The sequence below is a fragment of the Pantoea sp. C1E2 genome, assembly GCF_056491465.1.
The window spans coordinates 1,018,954-1,036,251 of sequence record NZ_JBSZHT010000002.1; the positions used below are offsets into that span (position 1 = coordinate 1,018,954).

Sequence of the window (17,298 nt, forward strand, 5' to 3'; positions counted from 1 at the left end):
TCATGGCTGACTATCGGGGCAGAAAAGTCGTCATCATCGGATTAGGCATTACTGGCCTGTCTTGTGTTGATTTCTTCCTCGCGCAGGGCGTAACGCCTCGCGTGATGGATACCCGTGTGTCTCCGCCAGGCCTCGACAAGTTGCCTGAGGCGGTAGAGCGCTATGTGGGCGGTATCAACAGCGACTGGCTGCTGGCATCGGATTTGATTATTGCCAGCCCAGGCATTGCGCTGGCGCATCCTGCATTAAGTGAAGCCGCAGAGGCCGGTATCGAAATCGTCGGTGATATCGAACTGTTCTGCCGGGAAGCTCAGGCTCCAATCGTCGCCATCACCGGCTCGAACGGTAAAAGCACCGTCACCACGCTGGTGGGTGAAATGGCCCGTGCAGCAGGTTGGCAGGTTGGCGTCGGTGGCAATATCGGTTTACCGGCGTTGACCCTGCTGAAATCCCCGGTACAGCTGTATGTGCTGGAACTCTCCAGCTTCCAGTTAGAGACCACCTACAGCTTGCAAGCGGCGGCAGCGACCATTCTCAACGTGACCGAAGATCATATGGATCGCTATCCGTTGGGCATGCAGCAATATCGTGCGGCTAAATTGCGGATTTATGAAAACGCCCGCGTCTGCGTGGTCAATGCCGATGACGGTATGACCATGCCGGTTCGCGGCGTTGATGCACGTTGTGTCAGTTTCGGCATCAATCTCGGTGACTATCATCTGACCCAGCAGCAGGGCAGCACATGGCTGCGGGCGCAGGGTGAAAGGGTGCTGAACACCGACGAAATGACTCTGGTGGGCCAGCACAACTACACCAACGCACTGGCGGCACTGGCACTGGCGGATGCGGTCAACATCCCGCGCGCCTCCAGTCTGAAAGCTTTAACCACGTTCACCGGACTGGCGCACCGTTTCCAACTGGTGCATGAAGCCAACGGTGTGCGCTGGATTAATGACTCCAAAGCTACCAACGTGGGGAGCACCGAAGCGGCACTTAACGGGTTGCAGGTGAAAGGCACTTTGTGGCTGCTGATGGGCGGTGATGGAAAATCGGCTGACTTCAGTGCGCTGACACGTTTCCTGCAGGGTGACAATGTGCGCCTCTATTGCTTTGGTCGTGATGGCGATGCTCTTGCCGCGCTGCGTCCTGAAATTGCCACGCGAACAGAGACTATGCAGCAGGCCATGGAGCAGATTGCGCCTCAGGTTAAAGCCGGAGATATGGTGCTGCTGTCACCCGCCTGCGCCAGCCTCGATCAGTTCCGTAATTTTGAACAGCGCGGCGATATTTTCGCGCAACTGGCGAAGGAGCTGAGCTGATGCGCATTCCAGGTGCCAGTATTGCCAGCTTCCTCTCCGTTCGCTTACGCGATTGGGTGATGGGCGGCCGTGAAAATGATGATGCGCCGGTGGTGCTGTATGACCGCACACTGCTGTGGCTGACCTTTGGTTTGGCGATTATTGGCTTTGTGATGGTGACCTCGGCATCGATGCCGGTTGGTCAGCGTCTTAACGAAGACCCGTTCTACTTCGCTAAGCGCGACGCCTTCTATATCGCACTGGCGATAGGCATGGCGCTGGTGACATTGCGTGTGCCAATGGATTTCTGGCAGCGTTACAGCAACGTGATGCTGATGGCGTCTGTTGCAATGTTGCTGATTGTCTTGGTAGTGGGCAGCTCGGTTAACGGTGCATCGCGCTGGATTGCCCTGGGCCCCTTGCGTATTCAGCCCGCTGAATTGTCCAAACTGACCCTGTTCTGCTATCTCGCCAGCTATCTGGTGCGCAAAGTGGAAGAGGTGCGTAACAACTTTTGGGGCTTCTGTAAGCCGATGGGCGTGATGGTGGTGTTGGCCGTCCTGCTGCTGGCGCAACCGGACCTCGGTACGGTGGTGGTACTGTTTGTTACAACGCTGGCGATGTTGTTCCTCGCGGGCGCCAAAATGTGGCAGTTCCTGGCGATTATCGGCTCCGGCATTTTTGCCGTGGTATTGCTGATCATCGCTGAACCCTATCGTATGCGCCGCGTGACCTCTTTCTGGAACCCATGGGAAGATCCGTTTGGCAGCGGCTACCAGCTGACCCAGTCTCTGATGGCCTTTGGCCGTGGTGAATTCTGGGGCCAGGGTCTCGGCAACTCGGTGCAAAAACTTGAGTATCTGCCGGAGGCACATACCGACTTTATCTTCTCCATTATTGGTGAAGAGTTGGGTTATGTCGGTGTGGTTTTAGCGCTGTTGATGGTATTCTTCGTGGCTTTTCGCGCGATGTCTATTGGTCGCCGTGCTCTGGAGATCGATCAGCGCTTTTCCGGCTTCCTCGCTTGCTCAATTGGCGTGTGGTTTAGCTTCCAGGCGCTGGTTAACGTCGGTGCGGCTGCAGGTATGCTGCCGACCAAAGGTCTGACATTGCCGCTGATCAGTTACGGTGGCTCAAGTCTGATCATCATGTCGACCGCCATCGTGTTTTTATTGCGCATTGATTATGAAACGCGTCTGGCAAAAGCGCAGGCGTTTACCCGAGGTGCTCGATGAGTAGCAAGCGGCTGATGGTGATGGCCGGCGGAACCGGCGGACATGTGTTCCCTGGTCTGGCCGTGGCACACCATCTGATCGAACAGGGCTGGCAAGTGCGCTGGCTTGGAACCGCTGACCGAATGGAAGCGGATTTGGTGCCGAAACATGGTATCGAAATTGATTTTATCCGCATTAGCGGATTACGCGGCAAAGGCGTTAAAGCACAGTTATTGGCACCGGTGCGCATCTTCAATGCATGGCGTCAGGCGCGTCGCATCATGAAGAACTGGCAGCCGGATGTGGTGCTCGGCATGGGCGGATACGTTTCTGGTCCAGGCGGATTAGCCGCGTGGAGTTGCGGTATTCCAGTTGTGCTGCATGAGCAGAATGGCATTGCCGGGCTTACCAACAAATGGCTGGCGAAAATTGCCACTAAAGTGATGCAGGCGTTTCCGGGCGCATTTCCGAAAGCGGATGTGGTTGGAAATCCGGTACGCACTGATGTACTTGCTCTGCCTTTACCTGCAGAACGACTAACAGGACGCACGGGTCCGATACGTGTCCTTGTCGTCGGTGGCAGCCAGGGTGCGCGCATTTTGAACCAGACCGTGCCACAAGTGGCCGCAGAACTGGGTGATGCCATCACGGTTTGGCATCAAAGCGGTAAAGGCGCGCTGGAGATGGTGCAGCAGGCTTATCACGATGCCGGACAGCCGCAGCATAAGGTCACCGAGTTTATCGAGGATATGGCAGAAGCCTATGCCTGGGCGGATGTGGTGGTGTGTCGTTCGGGCGCATTGACGGTGAGCGAAGTCGCTGCCGCAGGTTTACCGGCGATTTTTGTGCCGTTTCAGCACAAAGACCGTCAGCAGTACTGGAATGCGCTGCCGCTGGAGCAAGCGGGTGCAGCCAAAATTTTCGAGCAGCCGCAATTTACCGCGACTGCAGTAGCGGACACGTTGCGCCATTGGGATCGCGCCACGCTGCTGGCGATGGCTGAAAAAGCCCGTCAGGTAGCGATTCCTGATGCAACCGATCGGGTTGCGCAGGAAGTGGCACGCGTCGCGAAGTAATTAATGGGTCGGTTTGACCGGCTGTACCTGAATGCAGGTACAAATGAGATAAACAGGTAATTGAGACAGATGAATACACAACAATTGGCAAAACTGCGTTCCATTGTGCCCGAGATGCGTCGCGTCCGGCACATTCACTTTGTCGGCATCGGTGGTGCTGGCATGGGCGGTATTGCCGAGGTGTTGGCGAACGAAGGTTATCACATCAGCGGTTCAGATCTGGCGCCTAACCCGGTGACTCAGCATCTGGCCTCGTTAGGTGCGACCATTTATTTCAACCATCGCCCGGAAAATGTGACCGATGCGAGCGTGGTCGTGGTATCGACTGCCGTGGCACAGGACAACCCGGAGTTGGTGGCGGCACGTGAACAGCGTATCCCGGTGATCCGTCGTGCAGAGATGCTGGCTGAGTTAATGCGCTTCCGTCATGGCATCGCGATTGCCGGAACGCACGGCAAAACCACCACCACGGCGATGGTCACCAGTATTTATGCCGAAGGTGGATTGGATCCAACGTTCGTCAATGGTGGTCTGGTGAAAGCTGCGGGCACACATGCGCGTCTGGGCACCAGTCGTTACCTGATTGCAGAAGCTGATGAAAGTGATGCGTCGTTCCTGCATCTGCAGCCGATGGTGGCGATAGTCACCAATATCGAAGCGGATCATATGGACACCTATCAGGGCGATTTCGAGAACCTGAAGCAGACGTTCATTAACTTCCTGCATAACCTGCCGTTCTACGGACGTGCAGTGATGTGTGTAGATGATGTGGTGATCCGCGATTTGATCCCACGCGTGGGCCGTCAGGTCACTACTTATGGTTTCAGTGATGACGCCGATGTGCGCATCGAAAACTATGAACAACGTGGCGCGCAGGGGCACTTCACCCTGATTCGCCAGGACAAGCCGGTGCTGAAAGTGACCCTGAACGCGCCGGGTCGTCACAATGCCTTAAATGCTGCCGCTGCTGTAGCGGTGGCGACTGAAGAAGGCATTGAAGATAACGCGATTTTGGCCGCGCTGGAGAGTTTTCAGGGCACCGGACGCCGCTTTGATGTGCTGGGCGAATTTGATACCGCAGCGGTCAATGGCAATCCCGGCAGTGCGATGCTGGTCGATGATTACGGTCATCACCCAACGGAAGTGGATGTCACGATCAAAGCTGCCCGTGCCGGCTGGCCAGAGAAAAAACTGGTGATGGTGTTTCAGCCGCACCGTTACACGCGTACCCGTGACCTGTTTGATGACTTCGCGAATGTGCTGTCACAGGTCGATGTATTGCTGATGCTGGATGTGTATCCGGCCGGTGAAGCACCGATTCCAGGCGCAGATAGCCGTTCACTGTGCCGCGCGATTCGCAGTCGTGGCAAGGTCGACCCGATTCTGGTCTCTGAGCACGATGCGTTGCCGGAAGCGCTGGCTCCGCTGCTGTCAGGTGATGATCTGGTGATCGTTCAGGGTGCCGGTAATATCGGCAAAATTGCCCGCAAGTTGGCTGAAAGTGAATTGCAGCCAGCAGCAAAAACGGAGGCCCGTCATGGCTGAGAAAGTCGCTGTCCTGATGGGCGGAACCTCGGCAGAGCGTGAAGTGTCGCTGATGTCGGGCAGTGCGGTGTTAGCAGGTCTGCGTGAGATGGGCATTGATGCGCACGGCGTGGATACCCGCGATGTGTCAGTGTTGGATCTGAAAGCTCAGGGTTTCGCGAAGACCTTTATCGCCCTGCATGGTCGCGGCGGTGAAGATGGCACGCTGCAGGCGGTACTGGAGTTCCTCCAGTTGCCGTATACCGGCAGCCGCGTGATGGCTTCTGCGATCACCATGGATAAACTGCGCAGCAAATTGCTGTGGCAGGGCAGGGGACTGCCTTCAGGCAAATTCGTCTGGTTAACACGCCAGCAGCAGGAGCAGGGTTTAGACGCACAAACACAGGCTGCCATTGATGCGCTCGGGCTGCCGCTGTTTGTGAAGCCAAGCTGTGAGGGTTCAAGTGTCGGCATCAGCCGTGTGAACACGTTAGAAGCCTTGCCAGCAGCGTTGGATGAAGCGTTTCGCCACGACAATGACGTGTTGATTGAGGCTTTCCTGAGCGGTGCGGAATATACCGTTGGCATCCTGGGTGATGAAATTCTGCCTTCAATCAGAATAAAAACCGCCAGCGAGTTCTATGACTATGAAGCTAAATACATTTCTGACGATACTGAATACTTCTGCCCAAGCGGTTTGAGTGCAGAGCAGGAAGCAGAATTGAAGACGTTGGTCTGGGCTGCCTGGCGTGCACTGGGTTGCAGCGGCTGGGGACGCGTCGATGTGATGACGGATGGTGAGGGTAAATTTCAGCTGCTGGAAGTGAATACCTCACCGGGCATGACCAGCCACAGCCTGGTACCAATGGCTGCAAAGCAGGCGGGATACAGTTTCCCGCAGCTGGTGGCACGTATTCTGGAGCTGGCTGACTGATATGTCTCAGGCGGCGATACGTGTACGAAATCGCGAACCCCAGGAGCGTGCGCGCACCGGGCGTAGCAACGGTGCCCGACTGTTTGGCGTCGTGTTCCTGCTGATTGTGTTGGGCATCATGGCTGCAGGTGGCCTGGTGGTGTTGAAGTGGATGAATGATGCGTCACGCTTGCCGTTATCGAAGCTGGTGGTGACCGGGGAAACCCACTACACCACGCATGATGATATCCGCCAGGCCATTTTGTCGCTTGGCGCACCCGGTACCTTCATGTCGCAGAACGTGGACATCATTCAGCAACAGATTGAGCGTTTACCGTGGATTAAGCAGGTCAGTGTGCGTAAGCAGTGGCCTGATGAGCTGAAGATAAACCTGGTGGAGTATGTTCCGGTAGCACGCTGGAATGACTCGCACATGGTGGACGCCGATGGCGTCTCCTTCAGCGTCCCGGCCAGTCACATCGGTAAAGAGACCATGCCGATGTTGTATGGTCCGGAAGGCAGTGAAACAGAGGTGTTGGCGGGCTATCACACCATGAGTGATGTGCTCAAAGCCGGCAAGTTTACCCTGAAGGTCGCGTCGATGACGGCGCGGCGCTCGTGGCAGTTAGTGACCAGCGACGATGTGCGCATCGAACTGGGACGCAGCGAAACCATGAAGCGTCTGAACCGTTTTATTGAGCTCTATCCGGAGCTGCTGCAGCAGGGCCAGAGTCAGAACAAGCGCATTACTTATGTCGATTTGCGCTATGACTCCGGTGCCGCAGTAGGCTGGGCAGCTGCCCCGCTGGAGCCACAGGACAGTAATCAGCAACAAAACCAGGCACAGGCTAAACCACAATGATCAAGGCAACGGACAGAAAACTGGTAGTAGGACTTGAAATCGGCACCGCAAAGGTTGCCGCCCTGGTTGGGGAAATTCTGCCTGATGGTATGGTCAACATTATTGGGGTGGGCAGTTGCCCGTCTCGCGGTATGGATAAAGGTGGCGTAAACGACCTTGAGTCAGTGGTGAAATGCGTTCAACGCGCCATCGACCAGGCTGAACTGATGGCTGATTGCCAGATTTCGTCGGTTTACCTCGCATTATCGGGCAAACATATCAGTTGTCAGAACGAAATCGGGATGGTTCCGATTTCGGAAGAGGAAGTGACTCAGGATGATGTAGAGAACGTGGTACATACGGCGAAATCCGTACGCGTTCGCGATGAACATCGTATCCTGCATGTTATTCCTCAGGAATATGCCATCGATTATCAGGAAGGCATCAAGAATCCGGTCGGTCTTTCCGGCGTGCGTATGCAGGCTAAGGTGCACTTAATCACCTGCCACAACGACATGGCGAAAAATATTGTTAAAGCCGTTGAACGTTGTGGCCTGAAAGTTGACCAACTGATTTTTGCCGGACTGGCATCCAGTTTTTCTGTTCTGACTGAAGATGAACGTGAGCTGGGAGTCTGTGTTGTTGACATCGGTGGCGGTACAATGGATATCGCGGTTTACACCGGCGGCGCGCTGCGTCACACCAAAGTGATCCCTTATGCAGGGAATGTGGTGACCAGTGATATCGCCTATGCCTTCGGCACACCGCCAACCGATGCGGAAGCGATCAAAGTACGCCATGGTTGTGCACTGGGTTCGATTGTTGGCAAAGACGAAAACGTCGAAGTGCCAAGCGTAGGTGGACGTCCACCGCGCAGTCTGCAACGTCAAACGCTGGCAGAAGTGATTGAGCCGCGTTACACCGAACTGCTGAATCTGGTGAATGACGAGATTCTGCAACTGCAGGAGCAACTGCGTCAGCAGGGCGTGAAGCATCACCTGGCGGCCGGTATCGTGCTGACCGGTGGCGCCGCACAGATTGAAGGTTTGGCCGCTTGCGCCCAGCGTGTGTTCCACACACAGGTGCGTATTGGTCAGCCACTTAACATCACCGGCCTGACGGATTATGCGCAGGAGCCGTATTACTCAACTGCAGTCGGTCTGCTGCATTACGGCAAAGAGTCACACATGAACGGTGATGCAGAAACGGAAAAACGTGCTTCAGTGGGCAACTGGTTTAAACGTATCAATAGCTGGCTGAAGAAAGAGTTTTAATTTTTGAAAAAAGGAGATCATGCAGGCAATGTTTATGATCTCCAGGCGACAGGCACATAACGGAGAGAAATCATGTTTGAACCTATGGAATTAACCAATGACGCGGTGATTAAAGTCATCGGCGTCGGCGGTGGCGGTGGCAACGCCGTAGAGCACATGGTACGCGAGCGTATCGAAGGTGTAGAATTCTTCGCTGTAAACACCGACGCGCAAGCGTTGCGTAAAACAGCGGTTGGCCAGACGATCCAGATCGGGACCGGTATCACCAAGGGTCTCGGTGCGGGTGCAAACCCGGAAGTGGGTCGTACCTCAGCTGAGGAAGATCGTGAAGCACTGCGTTCTGCGCTGGAAGGGGCAGACATGGTGTTTATCGCAGCAGGCATGGGCGGCGGTACCGGTACCGGTGCAGCGCCAGTTGTGGCTGAAGTTGCAAAAGATTTGGGTATCCTGACCGTTGCGGTGGTGACCAAGCCCTTCAACTTCGAAGGCAAAAAGCGTATGGCTTTTGCTGAACAGGGTATCGCTGAGCTGTCTAAGCATGTCGATTCACTGATCACTATCCCGAACGACAAGCTGCTTAAAGTGCTGGGTCGCGGTATCTCTCTGCTGGATGCATTTGGTGCAGCCAACGACGTACTGAAAGGTGCGGTGCAGGGTATCGCCGAGCTGATTACTCGCCCAGGCTTGATGAACGTTGACTTCGCGGACGTGCGTACCGTGATGTCAGAAATGGGTTACGCCATGATGGGTTCTGGCGTAGCGTGCGGTGAAGACCGTGCCGAAGAAGCAGCCGAGATGGCTATTTCCAGCCCGCTGCTGGAAGATATCGACCTGTCTGGCGCGCGCGGCGTGCTGGTCAACATCACGGCGGGCTTCGACCTGCGTCTGGATGAGTTCGAGACCGTGGGTAACACCATCCGCGCCTTCGCCTCTGACAACGCGACCGTAGTGATCGGTACTTCTCTGGATCCAGAGATGAACGACGAACTGCGTGTGACCGTGGTGGCTACCGGTATCGGCATGGACAAGCGTCCAGAAATCACCCTGGTGACCAACAAACCGGCCACCCAGCCAGTGATGGATCATCGCTACCAGCAGCATGGCATGGCGCCGTTGCCGCAGGAGCAGAAGCCGGCAGCGAAAGTGGTCAATGACCAGCCAGCATCGTCCAATAAAGAGCCAGATTATCTCGATATTCCAGCCTTCCTGCGTAAACAGGCAGACTAAGAATATCCCGAGAATTGGGATTCTCCGCTCTTTGTGCTAAAGTATTCGCCCGCTGGTAATTTATACTGGCGGTCGGATGGGTAATATTGCGAGATAATGCGATGATCAAACAAAGGACATTAAAACGTATTGTTCAGGCGACTGGTGTCGGTTTACATACCGGCAAGAAAGTCACGCTGACCTTACGCCCTGCGTCGGCTAATACCGGGGTCATCTATCGTCGCACTGACTTGAATCCACCGGTTGATTTCCCGGCTGATGCAAAATACGTGCGCGACACCATGCTGAGTACTTGTCTGGTGAATGATGAAGGCGTGCGTATTTCGACGGTTGAACACCTGAATGCTGCATTGGCTGGCCTGGGCATCGACAACATTATTGTTGAAGTTGATGCGCCAGAAATCCCGATTATGGATGGCAGTGCCGCGCCTTTTGTCTACTTGCTGATGGATGCAGGCGTCGAAGAGCTGAACAGTGCGAAGAAATTCGTGCGTGTTAAGCAGACGGTGCGTGTGGAAGATGGCGATAAGTGGGCTGAGATCAAACCTTATAATGGTTTCTCACTCGACTTTACTATCGACTTCAAACATCCGGCAATTGACTCAAGCTCGCAGCGTTACCAGCTGAACTTCTCGGCTGAGGCGTTTGTTCGCCAAATCAGTCGTGCGCGCACCTTTGGTTTTATGCGTGAAATCGAATATCTGCAGTCTAAAGGCCTGTGCCTGGGCGGTAGCTTAGATTGTGCGATTGGTCTTGATGATTTCCGTGTACTCAACGAAGACGGCCTGCGCTTTGAAGATGAGTTCGTTCGTCACAAAATGCTGGACGCGATCGGCGATCTGTTCATGTGTGGCCACAACGTGATTGGCGCATTTTCTGCGTTCAAATCAGGTCATGCATTGAACAACAAATTGCTGCAAGCGGTTCTGGCCAAGCAGGAAGCCTGGGAATGGGCGACCTTCGAAGATGAAGCTGAACTGCCACTGGCATTCAAAGCACCAAATTTAGTCCTGGCGTAAGTCAGTCATAAAAACGGCAGCTCTCCCTGACACCCTCTCCGGTCAGTGGAAGCTGCCGTTTTTTATTGCCTGTTTTTTATTCCTGCAAGACCGCTCTCAATTCTCTGCCATCACTGGCGAAAGCCTGTACAAATAAACGTGAAATCCCCCGTAAGCCCTTTAATCACTGGTGTCCTGACCCCACATAAGTGCTATTATCTGGCGCTCATATGAGCAGGTTTGCGGATAACCGCAACGGCTTCATTACTTTATTTAACTGTGGACAGGTTGTGATCGGGATTTTCTCACGCTGGCGACAATTAGGCAGACGCTACTTCTGGCCTCATCTCTTGTTAGGGATGGTGGCGGCCAGTTTGGGTTTGCCTGCCTGTGCACAAAGCTCGGAACCCACGGCGACTGACTCGCCGGTCAGCAGCCTGTTTATCGGTAACGCTGTTCACTTTGACCATCTGATTCGTTTGCAGGAAAGTGCCCGTCGACCTAATTTCAATGTCGACTACTGGCATCAGCATGCTATTCGCACTGTGATTCGCCATCTTTCCTTTAGCATGACGCCCCCAACTAAAGCGGAAGCTGAACAAGCTGTCCCATTGGCGGCACAAAAGCTGGCATTAATTGATTCGTTGCAGGCGCTACTGACTTCGCCAGCACAACCCGCTATTGCACTTGAGCCGCAGGAAACGCTGCGCCATCGCGAACCTCAAATTCACACTTCTGCTGACTGGCAGGCTGCTATTCATGGCATCCGCGCCGGGCCTGCCATTGCTTAACAGCTAACGATTTTCCACATCCTGTTTTAGATTTTCCAGACCGTATGAATATGGCTGAATTGAGAAAAATTTAATATGTTAATCAAATTGTTAACCAAAGTATTCGGCAGCAGCAACGATCGTACTCTGCGCCGTATGCGCAAAATTGTTGATGTCATCAATAAGATGGAGCCGGATTTCGTCAAGCTCTCGGATGACGAACTGAAAGCCAAAACCGACCTGTTCCGCGAGCGCCTGAAAAAAGGGGAGAGCCTCGAAAGCCTGATCCCAGAAGCCTTTGCGACCGTGCGTGAAGCGAGTAAGCGTGTATTTGGCATGCGCCACTTCGACGTGCAGCTGATTGGCGGCATGGTGCTGAATGAGCGTTGCATCGCAGAGATGCGTACAGGTGAGGGTAAAACCTTAACGGCAACATTGCCTGCTTACCTGAACGCACTGAGCGGCAAAGGCGTGCACGTGGTGACGGTGAACGACTATCTGGCACAGCGTGATGCGGAAAACAACCGCGCGCTATTCGAGTTCCTGGGTCTGTCTATCGGTATCAACCTGCCAAACATGCCAGCGGTGGCGAAACGCGCTGCCTATGCTGCTGATATCACCTACGGTACTAACAACGAATACGGCTTCGACTACCTGCGCGACAACATGGCATTCAGCCCGGAAGAGCGCGTACAGCGCAAACTGCACTACGCGTTGGTGGATGAGGTGGACTCCATCCTGATCGATGAAGCGCGTACGCCGTTAATCATCTCCGGTCCTGCTGAAGACAGCTCCGAGCTGTACACCAAAGTGAATAAAATCATTCCTCACCTGGTGCGCCAGGAGAAGGAAGATTCAGAAACTTTCCAGGGTGAAGGCGACTTCTGGGTCGATGAGAAAGCGCGTCAGGCTCATATGAGCGAGCGCGGTCTGGTGAAAGTGGAAGAACTGCTGGTGAGCCAGGGCATTATGGATGAGGGCGAGTCACTCTACTCACCGACCAACATCATGCTGATGCACCACGTGACGGCCGCATTGCGTGCCCACGCGCTGTTCACCCGTGACGTCGACTACATCGTTAAAGATGGCGAAGTGGTCATCGTCGATGAGCACACCGGCCGTACCATGCAGGGTCGTCGCTGGTCAGATGGCTTGCATCAGGCTGTTGAAGCCAAAGAAGGCGTGGAAATCCAGAACGAGAACCAGACGCTGGCTTCCATCACCTTCCAGAACTACTTCCGTATTTACGAAAAACTGGCCGGTATGACCGGTACAGCCGATACCGAAGCGTTTGAATTCAGCTCAATCTATAAACTCGATACCATCGTGGTGCCAACCAACCGTCCGATGGTGCGTAAAGATATGGCCGATCTGGTCTACATGACCGAGAAAGAGAAGATCGACGCGATCATCGAAGACATCCGTGCCTGTACCGCCAACGGCCAACCGGTGCTGGTGGGTACCATCTCGATTGAGAAATCAGAAGTGGTCTCCAACGAACTGACGCGCGCCGGTATCAAACACAGCGTACTGAACGCCAAGTTCCACGCCAGCGAAGCGGACATTGTGGCTCAGGCGGGTCAACCTGCTGCCGTCACCATCGCGACTAACATGGCAGGTCGTGGTACCGATATCGTGCTGGGTGGTAGCTGGCAGGCCGAAGTGGCGGCGCTGGAAGAACCTTCAGAAGAGCAGATTCAGGCGATCAAAGAGGCGTGGAAACTGCGTCATGATGCGGTACTGGCATCGGGCGGTCTGCACATCATTGGTACTGAGCGTCACGAATCACGTCGTATCGATAACCAGCTGCGCGGCCGTGCTGGTCGCCAGGGTGATGCCGGTTCATCACGCTTCTACCTGTCAATGGAAGATGCGTTGATGCGTATCTTCGCCTCGGATCGTGTGTCTAACATGATGCGTAAACTGGGCATGAAGCCAGGCGAAGCGATTGAGCATCCGTGGGTCACCAAAGCGATTGCCAACGCACAGCGTAAAGTGGAAAGCCGTAACTTCGACATCCGTAAGCAGCTGCTTGAATACGATGATGTGGCGAACGATCAGCGTCGCGCTATCTACAGCCAGCGTAATGAACTGCTGGACGTGTCTGATGTGTCTGAAACCATCAACAGCATCCGTGAAGATGTGTTCAAGTCCACCATCGATACCTACATTCCGCCACAGTCGCTGGAAGAAATGTGGGATATTCCAGGCCTGGAAGAGCGTCTGCGCAACGATTTCGATCTGGATCTGCCGATTGCTGACTGGCTGGATAAAGAACCCGATCTGCATGAAGAAACGCTGCGTGAACGTATCATGAGCCGTGCTCACGAGAACTACGCGTCGAAAGAAGAAGTGGTTGGCGCTGAAATGATGCGTAACTTCGAAAAAGGCGTAATGCTGCAGACACTGGATTCACTGTGGAAAGAGCATCTGGCGGCAATGGACTACCTGCGTCAGGGCATCCATCTGCGTGGTTATGCGCAGAAAGATCCTAAGCAGGAATATAAGCGCGAGTCCTTCTCGATGTTCGCTGCCATGCTGGAGTCGCTGAAGTATGAAGTGATCAGCACCCTGAGCAAAGTACAGGTGCGTATGCCGGAAGAAGTGGAAGCGATGGAGCAGCAACGTCGTGAAGAAGCTGAACGTCTGGCACAGCAGCAACAGCTGAGCCACGTTGATGACGAAACCGCTGCGGCTGAAGCTTTGGCTGCACAGGGCGGCGAGCGTAAAGTGGGACGCAACGATCTGTGCCCATGCGGTTCCGGTAAGAAATACAAACAGTGTCACGGCCGACTGGCCTGATTATCAAGGAGCCTTCGGGCTCCTTTTTCTTTTGTCTGTCGCCACGTTGTTAACATTGTCTGGCGGCTGCAATACTATTAGCGCTCATTAATTAAAGCGGAATCCAGCTTATGAAACACCTGCAAGTCGCGGTGGGCATCATTCGCAATGCCAGTCGTCAAATCTTCCTTGCCCAGCGTGCGGCGAGTTCTTACATGGCGAACAAATGGGAGTTTCCTGGCGGCAAAATTGAACAGGATGAAACCGCGGAACAAGCGCTGAAGCGTGAGTTAATGGAAGAGACCGGCATTGAAGTGACAGCCGCTAAGGCGGTTGGTCTGGCGGATCACAGCTATGACGATCTGCGCGTCACACTGCATTTCTTCCTGGTAGAGGGATGGAACGGTGAGCCCTATGGTCGCGAAGGGCAGCCACAGCGTTGGGTGGAACAACGCGATTTAGTCGCGGATGAGTTTCCGCCGGCCAATCATGAGCTGATCGCCCGCCTGGTGGCTGACGAAATTTAAGCGAAGGGGCGAAAGCCCCTTACCTATTAGTGTTGTTCTTCGCTCCAGTCGTCGCTGTCGGTCAGATCGCTATCGCTGGGAATGCGTTTCTCTTCTGCAGCCCATTCGCCCAGATCAATCAACTGACAACGCTTACTGCAAAACGGGCGCCACGGACTCAGTTCATCCCACATCACATCTCTACCGCAGTTTGGGCAAGGTACGGTAATTATCTCTTCTTGCATAACATCCTCTAACAACAGGCTAATTCAAAATTCAGTCGAGCTGGCACTTCTCCGCGCTCGCTGTCGAGCGGCAGAAAGCGTATGGCGTAACGGCTTTTATGGCCTGAGACCTGCGGGTAAAGTGCATCCTCAAGGGTAAGCTGGAGACGCAGCAAATCCGAACCTTCGGCATTATCCTGATAAAAACCGTTCAGGCTGGTTTGGTGGCGAAACACGCCTGACTGACGCACCAGATCAAGGATCATGGTCAAACTATTGCGCAGAGGAACCAGTGATGTCAGCCAGCCGTTAACCTGCGTATCCCGCAGGGACTGCTGCTGGTGCAGCCAGATATGCAGACTCGGCAAGTCAAAACTGCAGCAGCCACCAGGAATACTCAGGCGCTGACGTACCAATCCAATTAAACGATCTTCGCGCAACTGCTGACCCATACGCGGTGCCGCATTCAGCTCGCTGGATTGTTGTTTCAATCGATCACGCAGGCTACTGACGGTTTGTTCATCCACACCTGGCACATCAAGCCAGGCGCGAAGTTTTTGCTGCTGACGCTCCAGCTCTTTTAACAACTCGGTGCGCATATCGCCGCGTTCAAAGATATCTAACAGATCACTAATGATGCGAAATACACCTAAGGCAGAGACGGAATTCACCACGGGCACCGTCTCGTGCAGTTGGTTGAGTAAAAACTCCACGCGCAGCCAGGTGCGCATCTTCTCATTCAGCGGGTGTTCAAACAGAACGACTGTACTCATGATGTTAATCCTGTCCGGTTGCTGCCAGGCGTAAATAACGCTGGTGAAGTTCAGCAACGCGCGGTAACGCCTGTTCGGGCGAACCACTGTTATCGATGATGTCATCCGCACAGGCCAGACGCTGCTCGCGAGTGGCCTGTGCGGCAAGAATTTTTTTTGCCTGGCTAAGCGTGATGCCATCACGCTGCTGGGTGCGCTGCAACTGTATGGTTTCATCCACATCGACCACCAGAACCCGATTTGCCTGATGCTGTAACCCGTTTTCCACCAACAGCGGCACCACCCATAATACATAGGGTGAAGTTGCCAGTAATTTTAGCTGCTGCGTACGGGCATTGATAAGAGGGTGGAGCAACTGATTTAACCAGTTTTTCTCTTTTGGCTGCTGAAAAATAATCTCGCGCAGCCGGGCGCGATACAGCGCTCCTTCGGCGGTTAATATTGACTCGCCATGGCGTTTAACGATCGCCTGCAAGGCAGGAGAGCCGGGTTCAACCACTTCTCGCGCAATCACATCAGCATCAATGATATCAACGTTCAGCGCAGCGAAAGCATTGGCAATGGTGCTTTTACCACTGCCAATTCCCCCGGTGAGCGCAACGGTAAAAGGCATAGCGTTCTCTCAAAATTGTCTTGATTGGGCGACCGTCAGCCGCAATAAGATGAGAGCATGATCACAATCAATTTTCTCAGCTAAATTTAAGGGATTGTAGCCTAAATAAAGTTAAATTCGCAGTCTTGTCGCGGAACGAATGGCGCGTATGATAACGACACTGGAGCCGTGAGCGCTACCCGAACTGCGGTTCGTCGTCACTAACCAGGACACTTAGCTATGCGTATTGAAGAAGATTTAAAACTGGGCTTTAAAGATGTTTTAATCCGGCCCAAACGCTCCACCCTGAAAAGCCGTTCTGAAGTTGAACTCGAACGCACCTACACTTTCAAGCATTCAGGCCTGAACTGGACCGGCGTGCCGCTGATTGCCGCCAATATGGATACCGTGGGTACATTCACCATGGCCGAAGCACTGGCGAGCTTCAATGTGCTGACTGCAGTGCATAAACATTACAGCGTGGAAGCCTGGCAGGCATTTGTCCAGCGCGTGCCGGCTGCAGTGCTCGGGCATGTGATGGTGTCATCCGGTACTTCCGAAGCCGATTTCATTAAGCTCACTGCGATTCTCGCCTTATCGCCACAACTCAATTTCATCTGCATTGATGTTGCCAACGGTTACTCCGAGCACTTTGTTGAATTCCTGCAGCGAGTGCGTGAAAGTTTCCCAGGCAAAACTATCTGTGCGGGCAATGTGGTCACCGGTGAGATGGTTGAGGAGTTGATTCTCTCTGGCGCGGATATCGTCAAAGTCGGCATTGGCCCCGGTTCTGTCTGCACCACGCGTGTGAAAACCGGCGTCGGCTACCCGCAGCTGTCAGCGGTGATTGAGTGTGCTGATGCGGCGCACGGTTTAGGCGGCCAGATTGTCAGCGACGGTGGTTGTTCGGTGCCGGGTGATATCGCTAAAGCTTTCGGCGGCGGTGCGGATTTCGTCATGCTCGGCGGCATGCTGGCGGCGCATGATGAGTGCGAGGGGAATGTTGTCGAAGAGCAGGGCGAGCAGTTTATGTTGTTCTATGGCATGAGTTCAGAATCCGCCATGAAACGCCATGTCGGTGGTGTCGCGCAGTATCGTGCAGCAGAAGGGAAAACCGTTCGTTTGCCGCTGCGTGGCCCGGTGGAAGAGACCGTGAAGGATATTCTTGGCGGACTGCGTTCGGCCTGCACCTATGTTGGTGCAGAACGCCTCAAAGAACTGACAAAGCGCACTACATTCATTCGTGTGGCGGAACAGGAAAATCGGGTATTCACGCGCTGATGGCTG

At 54.1% G+C, this 17,298-nt stretch carries 16 protein-coding genes; 13 read left to right on the forward strand and 3 right to left on the reverse strand.

The genetic code is table 11. The annotated features are described in order from the left end of the window. Positions 1–2: 2 nt before the first annotated feature. From murD to mutT, 12 genes are all read left to right on the forward strand, one after another. A complete protein-coding gene (gene murD / locus ACXI0A_RS04870) occupies positions 3–1,319 on the forward strand; it encodes a UDP-N-acetylmuramoyl-L-alanine--D-glutamate ligase (protein ID WP_476150104.1) in 1,317 nt (438 codons plus the stop codon). Then, positions 1,319–2,533 (forward strand): cell division protein FtsW, encoded by a 1,215-nt coding sequence (ftsW, locus tag ACXI0A_RS04875; RefSeq protein WP_265112650.1) that lies wholly within the window; start codon positions 1,319–1,321, stop codon positions 2,531–2,533. Before murD ends, ftsW begins: the two co-directional genes overlap by 1 nt. Further along, the gene (gene murG, locus ACXI0A_RS04880) at positions 2,530–3,588 is read left to right on the forward strand and encodes an undecaprenyldiphospho-muramoylpentapeptide beta-N-acetylglucosaminyltransferase (protein WP_476150103.1); all 1,059 of its coding nucleotides are present in this window, start codon (positions 2,530–2,532) and stop codon (positions 3,586–3,588) included. Before ftsW ends, murG begins: the two co-directional genes overlap by 4 nt. Before the next feature lie 69 nt (positions 3,589–3,657). After that, complete coding sequence (gene murC, locus ACXI0A_RS04885) at positions 3,658–5,133, forward strand: UDP-N-acetylmuramate--L-alanine ligase (protein ID WP_476150101.1); 1,476 nt, start codon at positions 3,658–3,660, stop codon at positions 5,131–5,133. After that, positions 5,126–6,046 (forward strand): D-alanine--D-alanine ligase, encoded by a 921-nt coding sequence (locus ACXI0A_RS04890; protein ID WP_476150100.1) that lies wholly within the window; start codon positions 5,126–5,128, stop codon positions 6,044–6,046. Before murC ends, ACXI0A_RS04890 begins: the two co-directional genes overlap by 8 nt. Position 6,047: 1 nt before the next feature. Next, the gene (gene ftsQ / locus ACXI0A_RS04895; RefSeq protein WP_200574479.1) at positions 6,048–6,887 is read left to right on the forward strand and encodes a cell division protein FtsQ; all 840 of its coding nucleotides are present in this window, start codon (positions 6,048–6,050) and stop codon (positions 6,885–6,887) included. Continuing rightward, positions 6,884–8,140 (forward strand): cell division protein FtsA, encoded by a 1,257-nt coding sequence (gene ftsA, locus ACXI0A_RS04900; protein WP_013507861.1) that lies wholly within the window; start codon positions 6,884–6,886, stop codon positions 8,138–8,140. The genes ftsQ and ftsA overlap by 4 nt, the downstream gene beginning before the upstream one ends. Positions 8,141–8,212: 72 nt before the next feature. Then, the gene (gene ftsZ / locus ACXI0A_RS04905; protein WP_039329333.1) at positions 8,213–9,367 is read left to right on the forward strand and encodes a cell division protein FtsZ; all 1,155 of its coding nucleotides are present in this window, start codon (positions 8,213–8,215) and stop codon (positions 9,365–9,367) included. 101 nt (positions 9,368–9,468) lie between these two features. Next, positions 9,469–10,386: a UDP-3-O-acyl-N-acetylglucosamine deacetylase gene (gene lpxC / locus ACXI0A_RS04910; protein ID WP_034829665.1), complete on the forward strand. Its 918-nt coding sequence runs from the start codon at positions 9,469–9,471 to the stop codon at positions 10,384–10,386. Positions 10,387–10,655: 269 nt separating this feature from the next. Further along, positions 10,656–11,156, forward strand: coding sequence for a secA translation cis-regulator SecM (gene secM / locus ACXI0A_RS04915; RefSeq protein ID WP_476151157.1), 501 nt, complete (start codon positions 10,656–10,658; stop codon positions 11,154–11,156). A gap of 75 nt (positions 11,157–11,231) precedes the next feature. After that, positions 11,232–13,937, forward strand: a complete 2,706-nt coding sequence (gene secA / locus ACXI0A_RS04920) for a preprotein translocase subunit SecA (protein WP_476150097.1) — start codon at positions 11,232–11,234, stop codon at positions 13,935–13,937. Between the two features lie 110 nt (positions 13,938–14,047). Beyond that, on the forward strand, positions 14,048–14,443 hold the full coding sequence (mutT, locus tag ACXI0A_RS04925) for an 8-oxo-dGTP diphosphatase MutT (RefSeq protein ID WP_224932494.1): 396 nt from the start codon (positions 14,048–14,050) through the stop codon (positions 14,441–14,443). A 26-nt stretch (positions 14,444–14,469) separates the two neighbouring features. On the opposite strand, the gene yacG is transcribed toward mutT, so the two are convergent. The 3 genes from yacG to coaE are packed head-to-tail and all read right to left on the reverse strand — an operon-like array spanning position 14,470 to position 16,032. Continuing rightward, positions 14,470–14,667 (reverse strand): DNA gyrase inhibitor YacG, encoded by a 198-nt coding sequence (yacG, locus tag ACXI0A_RS04930; RefSeq protein WP_224932495.1) that lies wholly within the window; start codon positions 14,665–14,667, stop codon positions 14,470–14,472. An 8-nt stretch (positions 14,668–14,675) separates the two neighbouring features. Further along, positions 14,676–15,419, reverse strand: a complete 744-nt coding sequence (zapD, locus tag ACXI0A_RS04935; RefSeq protein WP_224932496.1) for a cell division protein ZapD — start codon at positions 15,417–15,419, stop codon at positions 14,676–14,678. A gap of 4 nt (positions 15,420–15,423) precedes the next feature. Next, positions 15,424–16,032 (reverse strand): dephospho-CoA kinase, encoded by a 609-nt coding sequence (gene coaE / locus ACXI0A_RS04940; protein ID WP_476150093.1) that lies wholly within the window; start codon positions 16,030–16,032, stop codon positions 15,424–15,426. A gap of 219 nt (positions 16,033–16,251) precedes the next feature. On the opposite strand from coaE, the gene ACXI0A_RS04945 reads away from it, so the two are divergent. Continuing rightward, positions 16,252–17,292, forward strand: coding sequence for a GMP reductase (locus tag ACXI0A_RS04945; RefSeq protein ID WP_224932498.1), 1,041 nt, complete (start codon positions 16,252–16,254; stop codon positions 17,290–17,292). Positions 17,293–17,298: the final 6 nt, after the last annotated feature.

Coding starts and splice junctions, on each gene's coding strand:
- murD (WP_476150104.1), top strand. CDS start 3: ATGGCTGACTATCGGGGCAGAAAAGTCGTCATCATCGGATTAGGCATT.
- ftsW (WP_265112650.1), top strand. CDS start 1,319: ATGCGCATTCCAGGTGCCAGTATTGCCAGCTTCCTCTCCGTTCGCTTA.
- murG (WP_476150103.1), top strand. CDS start 2,530: ATGAGTAGCAAGCGGCTGATGGTGATGGCCGGCGGAACCGGCGGACAT.
- murC (WP_476150101.1), top strand. CDS start 3,658: ATGAATACACAACAATTGGCAAAACTGCGTTCCATTGTGCCCGAGATG.
- ACXI0A_RS04890 (WP_476150100.1), top strand. CDS start 5,126: ATGGCTGAGAAAGTCGCTGTCCTGATGGGCGGAACCTCGGCAGAGCGT.
- ftsQ (WP_200574479.1), top strand. CDS start 6,048: ATGTCTCAGGCGGCGATACGTGTACGAAATCGCGAACCCCAGGAGCGT.
- ftsA (WP_013507861.1), top strand. CDS start 6,884: ATGATCAAGGCAACGGACAGAAAACTGGTAGTAGGACTTGAAATCGGC.
- ftsZ (WP_039329333.1), top strand. CDS start 8,213: ATGTTTGAACCTATGGAATTAACCAATGACGCGGTGATTAAAGTCATC.
- lpxC (WP_034829665.1), top strand. CDS start 9,469: ATGATCAAACAAAGGACATTAAAACGTATTGTTCAGGCGACTGGTGTC.
- secA (WP_476150097.1), top strand. CDS start 11,232: ATGTTAATCAAATTGTTAACCAAAGTATTCGGCAGCAGCAACGATCGT.
- mutT (WP_224932494.1), top strand. CDS start 14,048: ATGAAACACCTGCAAGTCGCGGTGGGCATCATTCGCAATGCCAGTCGT.
- yacG (WP_224932495.1), bottom strand. CDS start 14,667: ATGCAAGAAGAGATAATTACCGTACCTTGCCCAAACTGCGGTAGAGAT.
- zapD (WP_224932496.1), bottom strand. CDS start 15,419: ATGAGTACAGTCGTTCTGTTTGAACACCCGCTGAATGAGAAGATGCGC.
- coaE (WP_476150093.1), bottom strand. CDS start 16,032: ATGCCTTTTACCGTTGCGCTCACCGGGGGAATTGGCAGTGGTAAAAGC.
- ACXI0A_RS04945 (WP_224932498.1), top strand. CDS start 16,252: ATGCGTATTGAAGAAGATTTAAAACTGGGCTTTAAAGATGTTTTAATC.